Source organism: Georgenia sp. G2120 (assembly GCF_055326485.1).
In genome coordinates, this window is the sequence record NZ_JBUZNL010000013.1 from 82,960 (window position 1) to 97,072 (window position 14,113).

11 protein-coding genes are annotated in these 14,113 nt (G+C 70.8%); 6 read left to right on the plus strand and 5 right to left on the minus strand.

The window, feature by feature from the left end; genetic code table 11:
- Positions 1–72 precede the first annotated feature (72 nt).
- The 3 genes from ACZLMO_RS13690 to ACZLMO_RS13700 form a co-directional block, all read right to left on the minus strand.
- Positions 73–495: a PIN-like domain-containing protein gene (locus ACZLMO_RS13690; protein ID WP_463654072.1), complete on the minus strand. Its 423-nt coding sequence runs from the start codon at positions 493–495 to the stop codon at positions 73–75.
- A 1-nt stretch (position 496) separates the two neighbouring features.
- The gene (locus ACZLMO_RS13695) at positions 497–1,177 is read right to left on the minus strand and encodes a DUF433 domain-containing protein (RefSeq protein ID WP_463654073.1); all 681 of its coding nucleotides are present in this window, start codon (positions 1,175–1,177) and stop codon (positions 497–499) included.
- Positions 1,178–1,241: 64 nt separating this feature from the next.
- Positions 1,242–1,817, minus strand: a complete 576-nt coding sequence (locus ACZLMO_RS13700) for a hypothetical protein (protein ID WP_463654074.1) — start codon at positions 1,815–1,817, stop codon at positions 1,242–1,244.
- A 178-nt stretch (positions 1,818–1,995) separates the two neighbouring features.
- Here ACZLMO_RS13700 and purL point away from each other — a divergent pair, with 178 nt between their 5' ends.
- The 6 genes from purL to ACZLMO_RS13730 all read left to right on the plus strand — a co-directional run bounded on the left by purL (position 1,996) and on the right by ACZLMO_RS13730 (position 11,482).
- The gene (gene purL / locus ACZLMO_RS13705) at positions 1,996–4,434 is read left to right on the plus strand and encodes a phosphoribosylformylglycinamidine synthase subunit PurL (protein ID WP_463654075.1); all 2,439 of its coding nucleotides are present in this window, start codon (positions 1,996–1,998) and stop codon (positions 4,432–4,434) included.
- A 227-nt stretch (positions 4,435–4,661) separates the two neighbouring features.
- Positions 4,662–5,996: an NADP-specific glutamate dehydrogenase gene (gdhA, locus tag ACZLMO_RS13710; protein WP_425715409.1), complete on the plus strand. Its 1,335-nt coding sequence runs from the start codon at positions 4,662–4,664 to the stop codon at positions 5,994–5,996.
- A 286-nt stretch (positions 5,997–6,282) separates the two neighbouring features.
- Positions 6,283–7,062, plus strand: coding sequence for a thioredoxin domain-containing protein (locus ACZLMO_RS13715; RefSeq protein ID WP_463654076.1), 780 nt, complete (start codon positions 6,283–6,285; stop codon positions 7,060–7,062).
- A 322-nt stretch (positions 7,063–7,384) separates the two neighbouring features.
- Positions 7,385–9,934 (plus strand): bifunctional metallophosphatase/5'-nucleotidase, encoded by a 2,550-nt coding sequence (locus ACZLMO_RS13720; RefSeq protein WP_463654077.1) that lies wholly within the window; start codon positions 7,385–7,387, stop codon positions 9,932–9,934.
- Between the two features lie 593 nt (positions 9,935–10,527).
- A complete protein-coding gene (locus ACZLMO_RS13725; protein WP_463654078.1) occupies positions 10,528–11,181 on the plus strand; it encodes a hypothetical protein in 654 nt (217 codons plus the stop codon).
- Between the two features lie 100 nt (positions 11,182–11,281).
- Complete coding sequence (locus ACZLMO_RS13730) at positions 11,282–11,482, plus strand: hypothetical protein (protein ID WP_463654079.1); 201 nt, start codon at positions 11,282–11,284, stop codon at positions 11,480–11,482.
- Between the two features lie 111 nt (positions 11,483–11,593).
- On the opposite strand, the gene istB is transcribed toward ACZLMO_RS13730, so the two are convergent.
- Both istB and istA read right to left on the minus strand, forming a co-directional pair.
- A complete protein-coding gene (gene istB / locus ACZLMO_RS13735; protein ID WP_463654080.1) occupies positions 11,594–12,379 on the minus strand; it encodes an IS21-like element helper ATPase IstB in 786 nt (261 codons plus the stop codon).
- Positions 12,376–13,899: an IS21 family transposase gene (istA, locus tag ACZLMO_RS13740; protein ID WP_463654081.1), complete on the minus strand. Its 1,524-nt coding sequence runs from the start codon at positions 13,897–13,899 to the stop codon at positions 12,376–12,378. Before istA ends, istB begins: the two co-directional genes overlap by 4 nt.
- Between the last annotated feature and the right edge of the window lie 214 nt (positions 13,900–14,113).

A 14,113-nucleotide genomic window follows, 5' to 3' on the forward strand; every position in this document is an offset into this window, starting at 1 on the left:
CACAGGTGGCGGGACCCGGCGGCCGGGGGGAGCGGTGCCCATGCGGGTGGCGCTGCGATGTCGTGGTCGTCGTCAGTCCGGCTCCCGAAGTCGGATCGGTCGTGGACCGGTCGCGCCGAGCGACAGCGCCCATGGGCCCGGCCCGAGCTTGACCGCCTGTCGCTGAAGTCGTTGTTCATGCCTGAGGAAGAGATCGACCTGATCGGACGGCGAGAGGTCGCGCTTGGCGCCGATCCACACGGATCGGATGCCGTGCTCCCAATAGACGCGCAGCTCGGCTGGGCGCGTGCGAATCCGGCGGTCGCGACTGAGCACGATCGGGTCGCGGTGAGCGATCACAGGCATCCACTCGGTGTCAGGGGTGCCGAGAGGGACCTCGGGGAGGTCCGGGTGGTCGGGGAAGAGAATGTCGATCCGTCCCGCGCGATGAAGGAGCAGGCCCAGTCCGAGTGCGTTCTCGTCGGTGAAGTACCTCGGGGCCGGCGGCACCTCCATGTCAGGCGACCCGGTCGGTGCTCGCGATCATCTCGAACCTCAGCGCGGAGTCCACCTGGTCGGGGCTGAGTGAGTAAAGGTCAGCGAGCTCCTCGCGGTTGGAGCCCGCACGGTAGGCCTCAGCAAGAACCTCGGTCCTCACGTTGCGGACCGCAGGCTGGCCGAAGGCATGGCGGGGGTCCATCACGACCTCGGGGGCGTATCGGTGGAGTCGGAGGCGGCCCGCGACCGCGCCCTCGTAGTCGATCGACCGATGGAATCGTTCGGCGGCCTCGGTGAGCACGAACTGTCCGTCTCGGACGACGACCATGCGTAACGGCCGATCCAGGCCCACGTCGTCCTGGACCAGTTGGACCAGCTCTCGGCCCTCGACGTCGAGGAACGGGCGCGCGTGCGCGAGCGGATAGCGCCCGAAGGTCTCCCGGAGCTTCTCGATCGCCGGGCGCATGCGCGCGACGGCCACGTCACGTGCCCGGAACTCGGCCAGGAGTCGGGCCTCGACCATCTCGCCCCAGGTGACCTCGTCGGAGCCCGTGGGTTCCTCTCGAAGGACCGGTTCGTAGAAGGTCTCGCGCCGTGTGTAGCCCTCGAGCCACCGACGCCCGGTCCCCGGCTGGAGCGCGACCAGTCGGTCTACGTCCGCGTAGGAGTAGAGCGCTCGGTCGAGCAGGGAGGCTGTCATGACCGGATTCTCGCACTCGGGATCCGGCGTTGCTCGCGTTATCAACAGGGTGGCGCGGGGTGCGTCAGCGCTTGCCCCAGAGGTCGTCGACCGGGCCGCTCGCCCAGCCGCCTGAGGTGGGGGTGGCCGGGCCGGCCGGTGCTGTCGGGTAGCTCGAGGTGGTCGGGCCGGCAGACGTGGGGTTGCCGGCCGCCTGGGTGACCGGGGGCTGTGGGGCGGTCGGGCCGGACGACGAGCCTCTCCGCGACGGCAGCACGGCGATGAGCACGACGACCGTGACAACCACCAGTCCGATCATCACCGTCTCGCGCCAGATCACGCTCCACCAGCCGGGGTCGTGCACGGCGCCGGAGGCGCTCCGGCACAGCTCCCTCGTGTCGATGATCGGATCCTCGCCCACCTCGGAGTACGTGCGCCTGAACTCGTTGGCGCGTGCGTAGCCGTCGGGGCAGAACAGCTGGTCGGGGAAGTAGTTGATGTGCGTCGGCCAGACACCCCACGCGAGGATCAGCATCGGGACCACGGCGATGAGGACGAAGCAGACCGACGCGGCCAGGGGGAGGAGGAAGTTCTGCAGGACCTTCAGCGTGGAACGGGGGCGGTCGGCCCGCTCGTTGTGCACGGTCTCATCCTGCGTCACCCGGTGCCCACTCCCCGGGGGTACCGCTCCTCGCTCACGGATTCCGGCCCCCGTCCCGGTCGGTACCGCTCCCCGGTCACGAGAACCGCCCTTTTGCCGCCCAGGTAGATTCGACCCAGCCAGGCCGTAGTCACAGGCCCGCACGTCAGTCCGCCCGCGAGTCCGTGAGGTCGCCAGCATGTCCGCAGACACCCCCGCATCCGGCGCCGGAGCGCCCGACGAGACGCACGGCTCGCCTGCGCCTGCACAAACCGCAATCTCGACGACGAACGACGACGCCGCGCCTGCACCAACCGCAATCTCGACGAGCAGCTCCACCACCCCGGCCCCGCGGCACGACGAGACCGTCGACGACGCCGCCGCGACCCCGGCCACCCCGATGCCCTTCGCGGAGCTCGGCCTCAAGGACAACGAGTACGCGCGCATCGTCGAGCTGCTCGGCCGCCGCCCCACCTCCGCCGAGCTCGCCATGTACTCCGTCATGTGGTCGGAGCACTGCAGCTACAAGTCCTCCAAGCGCCACCTGCGCCAGTTCGGCAGCAAGACCACGGACGCGATGAAGGAGAACCTCCTCGTCGGCATCGGGGAGAACGCGGGCGTCGTCGACGTCGGCGACGGCTGGGCGGTGACCTTCAAGGTCGAGTCCCACAACCACCCCAGCTACGTGGAGCCGTTCCAGGGCGCGGCGACCGGCGTGGGCGGCATCGTCCGCGACATCATCGCCATGGGCGCCCGCCCGATTGCCGTCATGGACCAGCTGCGGTTCGGCGCGCCGGACCACCAGGACACGTCACGTGTCGCGCACGGCGTCGTCGCGGGTATCAGCTCGTACGGCAACAGCCTGGGCCTGCCGAACATCGGCGGCGAGCTCGACCTCGACCCGGTCTACCAGGGCAACCCGCTCGTCAACGCCCTCGCGATCGGCGTGCTGCGCCACGAGGACATCCACCTGGCCAACGCGTCCGGCGCCGGCAACAAGGTGGTCCTGTTCGGCGCGCGCACGGGCGGCGACGGCATCGGCGGCGCGTCGATCCTCGCGTCGGAGACCTTCGACGAGGGCGGGCCGGTCAAGCGCCCGTCGGTGCAGGTCGGGGACCCGTTCATGGAGAAGGTGCTCATCGAGTGCTGCCTCGAGCTCTTCGCGGACGAGCTCGTCGAGGGCATCCAGGACCTCGGCGCGGCCGGCATCTCCTGCGCCACCTCCGAGCTCGCGTCCAACGGCGACGGCGGCATGCACGTCGACCTCGAGACCGTCCTCCTGCGCGACCCCAGCCTCACCGCCGGCGAGATCCTCATGAGCGAGTCGCAGGAGCGGATGATGGCCGTCGTCGCGCCGGACAAGCTCGACGCCTTCCTCGCCGTGACCGAGCGGTGGGAGGTCGAGACCTCGGTCATCGGCGAGGTCACCGGCACCGGTCGCCTGACGATCGACCACCACGGCAGCCGGATCGTCGACGTCGACCCGCGCACCGTCGCCCACGACGGCCCCGTCTACGACCGCCCCTACGCGCGGCCGGACTGGCTCGACCCGATCGTCGCGGACACCGCCGCAGATCTTTCACGCCCGACGACGCCGGACACCCTCGCGGCCGACATCCGCGCGGTCGCCCTCGACCCCAACCAGGCGTCCAAGGGCTGGGTGACCGACCAGTACGACCGCTTCGTCCAGGGCCGCACGGCCCTCGCCCAGCCCGACGACGCCGGCGTCCTGCGCATCGACGAGTCGACCAACCGCGGCGTGGCGCTCGCGACCGACGCCAACCACCGCTACGCGTTCCTCGACCCGCGTACCGGCGCCGCCCAGGCCCTGGTGGAGGCGGCCCGCAACGTCGCCACCGTCGGCGCCCGCCCGATGGCCGTCACCGACTGCCTCAACCTCGGCAACCCCGAGGACCCGGGCGCGATGTGGCAGCTCGTCGAGACGGTCACGGGCCTCGCGGACGCCTGCCTCGCGTACGGCATCCCCGTCACCGGCGGCAACGTCTCGCTCTACAACTCGACCGGCGAGCCGGGCACGGCGACCTCCTCGATCCATCCCACCCCCGTGGTGGGCGTCCTCGGCCTGCACGACGACGTCACGCGCGCCACGCCGTCCGGCTGGCGTGGGCAGGGGGAGACCATCGTCCTCCTCGGCGCCACCGCGCTCGAGCTCGACGGCTCCGCCTGGGCGCAGACCGTGCACAGCCACCTCGGCGGCACGCCGCCGCGGGTCGACGTCGCGGCGGAGAAGGCCCTTGTCGAGACCCTGCTCGCCATCCACGGCGAGGGGCTCGCCACGGCCGCCCACGACCTCGCGACCGGCGGCCTCGCCCAGGCGCTCGTCGACGCGTCGACCCGCTACGGCGTCGGGGCGGAGATCGATCTCACGCCGGTGACCGAGCGCGACGGGATCGACCTCGCGACGGCCCTGTTCAGCGAGTCGCAGGCGCGGGCGCTCGTCGTCGTCGCGCCGGGGGACGTTGCCCGGGTGGAGGCGCTCGCCGCCGCGCAGGGCGTACCGTGCGCGACGGTCGGAACCACCGGCGGGACCACCCTCGCGGTCGGCGGAGTCACGGGGATCGACGTCGTCGGACTTGCCGAGGACTCGGCGGCCGTGCTGCCCGCACTCTGGGACTGATCTCGACGCGAGGTGGTCGACGCGGCATCGTGGGGGAACCCACGACCCGCCGTTGGCACGTTGCTGAGACAATCGTGGACGGTGACTGGTGCGTCCCGTGCACCACGGCCGACGCACCACGCGTGAGCCGCGCGAGCACCACCGAACGCGAGCAGCCCCGAACGACTGTCGCGAGTACCGAACGGACCACCCGCCCGGCGTGAGCCGGGCCCGATGTCAGGAGCCGCATGATCGACGAGCTGCAGGCGGTGTACGACGAGGTCGTCACCCGCGACCCGGGCCAGCCCGAGTTCCACCAGGCCGTGCACGAGGTGCTCGGCTCGATCGGCGACATCGCCCTGCGCGAGGACTACGAGCGGGCCGCGATCCTGCGCCGCATCGTCGAGCCGGACCGCCAGATCATGTTCCGCGTGCCGTGGGTCGACGACGCCGGCCGCACCCAGGTCAACCGCGGCTACCGCGTGGAGTTCTCCTCCGCGCTCGGCCCGTACAAGGGCGGGCTGCGGTTCCACCCGTCGGTCAACCTCGGCGTCATCAAGTTCCTCGGCTTCGAGCAGATCTTCAAGAACGCGCTCACCGGTCAGGGCATCGGCGGCGGCAAGGGCGGGTCCGACTTCGACCCGCACGGCAAGTCCGACAGCGAGGTCATGCGCTTCTGCCAGTCGTTCATGACCGAGCTGTACCGCCACATCGGCGAGTACACCGACGTCCCCGCCGGCGACATCGGCGTGGGCGGCCGCGAGATCGGCTACATGTTCGGCCAGTACAAGCGCATCACCAACCGCTTCGAGGCCGGCGTGCTGACCGGCAAGGGCACCGGCTGGGGCGGCTCGTTCGGCCGCACCGAGGCCACCGGCTACGGCACCGTCTTCTTCACCGAGCGCATGCTCAGCCGCCAGGGCAAGTCGCTCGACGGCCAGCGCGTCGTGGTCTCCGGCTCCGGCAACGTGGCGATCTACGCGATCCAGAAGGCCCAGCAGCTGGGCGCGCACGTCGTGGCGTTCTCCGACTCCTCGGGCTACGTGCTCGACGAGCAGGGCGTCGACGTCGAGCTCCTCCGCGAGGTCAAGGAGGTCCGTCGCGGCCGCGTGGCCGACTACGTCGAGGGGCGTCCCGGAGCCGAGCTCCGGACCGAGGGCTCCGTCTGGGACCTGCCGTGCACGATCGCGCTGCCCTGCGCCACGCAGAACGAGCTCGACGAGAACCACGCCCGCACGCTCGTGGACAACGGGGTGATCGCCGTGGCCGAGGGCGCGAACATGCCCTCGACGCCCGAGGCCGTCGACATCTTCCAGGCCGCCGGCACCGCGTTCGGCCCGGGCAAGGCCGCGAACGCCGGTGGCGTGGCGACGTCCGCGCTCGAGATGGAGCAGAACGCCTCGCGCGAGCAGTGGAACTTCGACAAGACGGTGGCGCGGCTCGAGGTCGTCATGACCCAGATCCACGACACCGTGGCGCGCACGGCCGAGCGGCACGACGCCCCGGGGAACTATGTCCTCGGTGCGAACGTCGCCGGCTACGCCAAGGTGGCGGACGCGCTCCTGGCGCACGGCGTCGTCTGACCACTTCTTGTCGAGAGTGCGGGTTGGCTCGCAACTTCCTTCGTCGAGATTGCGGTTCGTCGTCACCGAGATTGCGGTTTGTCGTCGTCGAGATTGCGGTTGGGGGCCCAACCGCAATCTCGACGAAGGGGGAGGGGCGCGAAACCTAACAAAACAACTCCCCACCCAACCCCCCACGCACAAGGGCGCTCTCACGCTGGACAGACGGAGGCTCCCAACCGCAATCTCGACGAGCACCAACCGCAATCTCGACGAATTCCCCTCGGCAACACCCCTCGGAGGAGACATGACCCGCACGGTTCGTCCGGCGCTCGCCGCCGGCATCCTCGGCGCGGCCCTCGCGCTCGCGGCCTGCACGGGTGACGACTCGTCCACCCCCAGCCCCGCCGCCGAGACCCCGCCGGAGTCCGACACCTCCGCCGCCGAGGCCGACCAGCGCGCCGAGGAGGCCGCGGCCACGCTCGCGGACCTGCCGACCACGGACGTCGACGTCAGCCCCGACGAGAACTACCTCACCGCCGTCGGCGCCCCGGACGCCGAGGTGACGATGGTCGTCTTCGAGGACTACCTGTGCCACTACTGCCAGGCCATGTCCACGCAGGCGCTGCCGGAGCTGCAGGACCTCGTCGACGACGGCACGCTGCGCATCGAGTACCGCGACGTCGGCGTGCTCGCCCCCCAGTCCGTCACCCTCGCGCAGGCGGCGTGGGCGGCCGCGCAGCAGGACGGCTACGCCGCGTACCACGAGTCGCTCATGGCCGACCCGCCGGCGGCCGAGGACGTCACGGCGGAGACGCTGACCGAGCGTGCCGTCGAGGCCGGCCTCGAGGCCGAGCAGTTCGGCACCGACCTCGCCGCCGCCGACACCGCCGCCCAGATCAGCGCCAACGCCCAGCTCGCGATGGACATCGACCTCAGCGGCACGCCGACCACCGTGGTCGGCGGGTTCGTCATGGTCGGCCTGCAGGACGCGGAGACGCTGCGGCTCGCCGTCGAGGGCGTCGCCGCGGGTGTCACGCCGGGCGGGGAGACCTCGAGCGAGTCGGGTTCCGGCCCCTCCGCGTAAGGACGATGCCCGACGCCGAAGCTCACCTCGCGTGCGTCGCGGAGGGCCGCGTAGCGGCCACGATCGACGACGACGAACGACTCGCCCGCTCCCGGGATTCCGCGTCCTCGTCGAGAGTGCCGTTGGGGCCCCAACCGCACTCTCGGCGAGAGAAGTGGCGTCAGCGCAGTCGCGACACATCGGGCACCTCGCCGGCGCCCGACCAACCGCGGGTGAACTCTTGGAGACCGGCGAACGATCCTATAGTTCGGCCTTCACCCCGGGGATAACCTGGCTGAGCCTTACCCCTGTCGGCCCGACGAAAGACTGAGGTCACCCTCCTATGTCACGCCCCTCCCGCGTCAGGATCACGGCCAGCGCCGGCGTCCTCGCGCTCATCGGATCGGTCGCTGCTGCGGCCCCGGCCTTCGCGGTCGAGAACGAGGACGGCACGGTCACCATCGACCTCGCCGTCATCACCGACTTCCACGGCCACATCGAGACGGCCGCCCAGGTGCAGACCGTCGTCGACGGCATCCGCGCCGAGAACGAGACCGGCACGCTGTTCCTCAGCGCCGGTGACAACATCGGCGGCTCCGCGTTCGTGTCGGCCATCGCCAACGACCAGCCGACGATCGACATCCTCAACGCGATGGGCCTCGACCACACGGCCGTCGGCAACCACGAGTTCGACCAGGGCTACGAGGACCTGCGCGACCGCGTCATCCCCGCGTCGGAGTTCTCGCACCTCGGCGCCAACGTCGCCGGTGCGCCGGAGATCGCGGACCCGGGCTTCGTCGTCGAGGAGATCGACGGCGTGCGCGTCGGCATCATCGGCACGGTCACCTCCGACACCCCGAACGTCGTGTCGCCGGCCGGCATCGAGGGCCTCGAGTTCCAGGACGAGGTCGAGGTCGCCAACGAGCGCGCCGCCGCCCTGTCCGACGGTGACGACGCGAACGGCGAGGCGGACGTCGTCGTCGCGGTCATCCACGAGGACGCCGACATCATCGGCCCCGGCCTCTCCGAGGACGTCGACGCCGCGTTCGGTGGTCACTCGCACCTCGTCAAGGCCGGCGAGACCGGCGCGGGCGCCCCGCTGCTGCAGCCGGGCAACTTCGGCAGCCACGTGGCCAACACGCAGCTGACCGTCAACCCGGAGTCGGGTGAGATCACGGTCGACACGGCCGAGAACATCGAGATCACCGAGGAGACGGCGCGCAACGAGGAGATCGAGGCGCTCTACCAGGAGGCCCTCGCCGAGAGCGAGGTGCTCGGCCAGGAGGAGGTCGGCACCGTCATCGCCGCCTTCAACCGTGGCTCGCGCACCGGCGCCCCGGACGGCACGAACCGTGGCGCCGAGTCCACGCTCGGCAACCTCCTCGGCGACGCCGCGCTCGCGTCGGCGAACGAGTTCAATCTCAACGCCGACATCGGCGTCATCAACCCGGGCGGCATCCGCGCGGACCTCGACCCGAACGGCGACGGCACGGTCACCTACGCGGAGGCCTTCGACGTCCAGCCCTTCGGCAACACGATCGGCGCCGTGACGATCCCGGGCGCGGACCTGCGGCTCCTCCTCGAGCAGCAGCTGCGCACCGCGACCGACTCGCACCCGTACCTCGCGCTCGGCTGGTCCGAGAACCTCGACTACGTGTGGGACCCGGAGAGCAACGAGATCCTCTCCCTGACGATCGACGGCGAGCCCGTGGCCGACGACCAGGAGGTCCGCATCGCGGGCAACACCTTCCTCCTCGCCGGCGGGGACGCTTTCACCGGCTTCACGGACAACGCGAGCAACTTCGTCGACACCGGCGTCCAGGACGTGCAGGCGCTCAACGACTACCTCGCGGCCAACGAGCAGCTGGCCCCGAGCTACGACCAGGCGTCGATCGGCTGGACCGGTCCGACCACGGCCGCGGCCGGCGAGACCGTCTCGGTCGACCTCTCGGGCCTGTCCTTCACCACCGAGCCCGACGCCAAGCCCTTCGAGGTCGAGGTCCTCCTCGGCGAGGAGGTCATCGGTTCGGGCGAGGTCAACAACGACCCGTCGGACGGCTACAACACGACCGGTACCTCCACGGTCGAGATCACGATCCCCGAGGGCGCCGAGGCCGGCGAGCAGTCGCTGACCGTCAACGCCGAGCCCACCGTCGCCCAGGTGCCCTTCGAGGTTACTGCCGGCGTCGAGGAGCCCGAGCCGACGCCCCCCTCGGCCGGCCGCGGCTTCTACCTCAACAACGGCTGGGACGCGAACGCCGAGCACGAGTTCTCCTTCGGCCGCGTCGGTGACGACGTCCTCGCGGGCGACTGGGACGGCGACGGGCAGGACACCCTGGCCGTGCGTCGCGGGAACGCCTACTTCCTCACCAACTCGCTGTTCGGTGGCGACGCCGACGTCGAGCTGACCTACGGCCGTGCGTCCGACGACGTCCTCGTGGGTGACTGGGACGGCGACAGCGTGGACACCTTCGCCGTGCGCCGCGGCAACGGCTACTTCCTCTCGAACTCGCACGAGTCGGGCTGGGCGGAGACCGAGCTGGACTACGGCCGTGCGAACGACCAGGTCCTCGTCGGTGACTACGACGGCGACGCCGTGGACACCTTCGCGGTTCGTCGTGGCAACACCTACTTCGTCTCCAACGCGCTCGAGTCCGGCTGGGCCGACGCGGAGTTCGGCTACGGCCGCGCGGGCGACGAGGTGCTCGTGGGTGACTGGGACGGCGACGGCAACGACACGTTCGCCTCGCGTCGCGGCAACCTCTACCTCATGTCCAACGCCCTCCAGGGTGGCTGGGCCGAGATCGAGCAGAACTACGGCCGCTCCGGCGACGAGGTCTTCGTCGGCGACTGGGACGGCGACGGCACGGACACCCTGGGTGTCCGCCGCTGATCCAGGAGGGATGCGCCCGCCTCACTCACATGGCGAGTGAGCGGATCTCCTCCTGACGAGTGAGCGGATTCCGGTCCGACACACACCGAGCGCTCCTCCACCCGATCCGGGTGGGGGAGCGCTCGGTCGTTCACCAGGAGCGTCCGACGGCGTCGCCTCGCCCGGGTGGGTCGCGCACCGCGCGCAGGGGTTCGTCGTCGTCGGCGTACCCTCGCGGGCACGTCCGAGCTGAGCGAGGGGCACGTGACGGCAGGGGGAGCGGTGTGTGCCGCGTAGGACTCGGCGCCCGACCCCCGCAACGAGTCGACTGAGAGCAGGCACCGGTGGCAGCTCCAGCAGCGGACTGGGCCCGCGAGCGAGTGGAGGCGGTTCGTGACGAACCGTCGGAGCGCCTGCGCCTGATGGCGTCGCTGTACGAACCCGCTGGCGCGGCGAGGCCGAGGCACCTGCCGTTCCGGCGTGCCGCGCTGGCCTTCATGGGGTGGCAGGTGGGCCGCGGTCTTCTCAATCCGACCGAGGGCGCCACCCCGGGCCCGGGAGAACCACGCCTCGCGGGCATGCCGACACAGCCGGGCAGCCCGTGGTGGCGGGCGGTGAACGAGCGCCTGCTGCTGGACACCGCCGAGGGGCGGGCGATGATCACCTACCCGGGGTCTCGCCCGTCGACGTCGAGCGCGGCCCTGGCTGCCGCGTTCGCGCGTCGTCCCTCGGCCCGGAACTGGTACCGGGCCCACAACGCGTCTGTCGTCGCCGGCTACCTCGAGCACCGGGAGCTCGCCGAGGACGAGGACCGGATCGAGCGCTTCTTCCTCAACCTCGTGCTGGTGCGCGTGCTCTACGCGCACGCGCTCGTCGCCGCTCCGCGCCTCGCCCTGTCATGGTCGGCGCCGGTGGCCCGCCTGCTCGGTGATCCACGCCTCGGCATGACCGGGATCTTCATGTCGCTCTCGCGCGTCCTGCCCGACTCCTACCCGCTGGGGGACGACGTGGAATCAGTGGTCGCCATCGAGCACGGGTTCGGTCGGCTCCTCGACGTCGGCGTGATCCGTCCGCGCATCCCTGCGCTGTTCCGGTGGTCCGCGACCGAGCTCGCAGCGCCCCGCCTGATGGACCTGCTGGACGACGACGTGCCCGCGTATGCGTGGGACCCCACCGACGCGACGTCGTGGAACCAGGAGCCGTCGCCACTGGCGCGGCTGGCCCGACGGGCGCTACCGGTGCGCACGCGGGCCCCAGGGCACTCGTGAGCCGTCCAGGAGACTCGGGACGGTCGATACCGCGCAACCTCGGTGGCTCGAGTGAGACCTCGCCGCGCGGGGAGTCCCACCGATCAGCGAGGATGGCCCGGTGAACGACCTCTCCGCGCCCGCCGACCTTGTCGGGCTGGCGGCGCAGCTGGCCCGCGTGAACGACACCGTGACGCCCGCCGGCTCACGCGCACGCTCGCCCCGCCCGATCCTCGGCATCACCGGCGCTCCCGGCGCGGGCAAGTCGACCCTCGCCGCCTCGCTCGCGGAGGGCCTGCGGGCGAGTGTCAAGGGCCGTTGAGTTCTGCCCATAGGCGGTCAGTGTTTCGTCCCGCTGGTGGCCATCAGAACTGCCCACTGGTGGCCAGCTGGTTTGCCCGCTTGGGTGGTGATGCTGGCCACCGTGATGGGATCAGTTCAGTGGCATGACTCCCTTCCCGGCCATCGCCTGGGTCATCCGCACGGAGTCTCCGGTGGTCTGGCAGACGTGGGCGTGGTGCAGGAGCCGGTCCACGGTGGCGGTGGCCAGGGTCTTGGGCATCAGTTCGTCGAAACCGGCTGGGTGCAGGTTGGAGCTGATGGCCACGGAGCGTTTCTCGTAGGCGGCGTCCACGATCCGGTAGAGGCCCTCGGCGGCATCGTCGGCGACCGGCAGCAGCCCGATGTCATCGATGATGACCAGGTCGGCGCGCAGGATCCGGGCCACGGCCTTGGTGATGGTGTCATCGGGCCGATGAGCTCGGATCATCGCCCCGAGGTCCTCAAGGGTGAACCAGGCCACCCGTCGGCCCTCCTCGACGGCTTGCTGGCCCAGGGCCTCGAGGAAGAAGGTCTTGCCGGTGCCGGAGGGCCCGCAGACCACGAGGTTCTCCCTGCGTGAGAGCCATTCCAGGGTGCGCAGGGACTGCTGGGTGGGGGCCAGGATCGAGGAGGCCTGTTCATCCCAGGTGGTGAAGGTCTTGCCGGTGGGGAATCCGGCGGCCTTGCGCCGGGCGGCGAGCATGGACCGGGCCCGCCCGGCGGTCTCCTCCGTCAAGAGAGCCTTGAGGACTTCGGCCGGTTCCCAGCGTTGGGCCCGGGCGGTGGCCAGGACCTCGGCGGCGATCCCTCGGGCGTGGGGCATCTTCAGCTGCCGCATCAGCGCCTCGAGCTCGGCCGGCAGCGCCGGTGCGGTGGTGTTCGGGGTCGTGATGCTCATCGGGCTGCCCCCTCGGTGCTGGTGGTGCCGAGGCCGGCCCAGCCGGCGGTGCCCTGCGTCAGGGACCGTTCCTCCGTCGCGGCGTGAGTCCCGGTGCGGTGGCCGGCGGCGGTGAGCAGGGAGGACAGGTCCCCGTGGGCGAAGCGGTGGTGCACGGCGGCGACCCCGAGGGCCTTGTCGACCTGGTCGGTGCCGGTCAGCTTGGCCAGGGTGACGGCCTCGGCCATCTTCTGGCCGATCCGCGCCGTGCCGGCCGCGGCGGCCTCCACCAGCCAGGTCCTCGCCCCGGCCCCGATGCCCAGGAACTCCGCTTCCGCCGCCGAACGAGGCGTCGGGGTGTAGTCCCCGGGCACCTTGTCCGCCTGGTGGCCGGGGAAGTGCGCGTCGTCGATGGCCGGAGACCCGGGCCGGGCCAGCTGATGCCGGGCGACCTCCACCGGACCATCGGCACCGGCGTGCATGATGACCACCTGCGAGTCCGGGCCGGTGCCGTGATGGCGGACGAAGACCTCGGCCCCGAGCAGGTGCGCCGGCACCGAGTACTGGGCGTTCTCGAAGGAGACCATCGGCGTGTTCTCCGGCACCCTGCGTCCGACCCCGTAGGAGACGGTGTGCGCCGTGGCGGGGATGCGGTGCAGCGCGCCAGCCTCCTCGGCGAGCATGTCGGCCGGGCGGCGGCGGGTCACCCGGTGCTCCCGGGCGTTGACCAGGGCCATGAACGACTGACATGCCTCTTCGAGCTCGGCGAACGAGGTGTACTCGGTCCGCAGGTTGGTGTCCTTCGGAACCAGATCGGCCTTGGCCAGTTTCACCGCGTTCTCCACCCCGCCCTTGGCAGCCGGGTCCGCCGGCCGGCAGGTCAGCACCTCCACCCCGTAGTGCGCCGCGAACGCCACGGTGGCCTGGTTGCGCACCGGCACCCCGGCCACATGGGAGACCGTCACCGTCTTCTCGTTGTCCGTGAGCACATACGTCGGGGCACCCCCGATCAGCCGGAAACACCGGTCCAGGGCAGCGAACACGCTCGGAGCCGTCCTATCACGCAGGGCGATGACGATCCGAAAGCGAGACCAGGCCAGCCAGGCCACGAACAGCACCGTCTTGGCCCCGTCAATCACCGGCCCATCGCCGAAGTCGTACTGCAACCAGCCCCCGGGCTCGGTGATCCAGGGCCGGTGCACCCGCCGCCTCCCAGCCCGCCAGGCGGCCTTCACCTCCGCCACCGCCCGGCGGGTGGAACGCTCCGAGCCGGTGTAGCCCATCACGGTGAGCTTGTCGTGCACGACATCGGCGCGGATCCGCCCGGTGGAGGCCTCGACCCATTCCTCGATCTTGGGCAGCCACGCGTCGGTGACCCTCGGGCGACTGGCTCCGGCTCCAGGGGCCTGGCCGGCATCGCGGGCCTGCACCAGCCGGGCCACGGTGTGGTGGGAGCAACCGGTCAACTCGGCGGCACCCCGCAATGACCTGGTCAGGTCATAGGCACTGAGTATTCTCATGGTTTCTACGGCATCCTTCATTCAGGGCCTCTTCCTCGCTGGATTCGATTCGACACCGATATCCAACCCGGGGAAGGGGCCCCCGCCGTCTCACGACGCGGCGGGCAACGAGTAGCGCGGGCAAACCAGATGGCCAGCACCGGGCAGAGCCGGTGGCCATCACTGGGCAGTCCTTGTGGCCGTCAGCGGGTCATTCCCTGGCCACCTATGGGCAGCTTTTCATGGCCGCTGACAG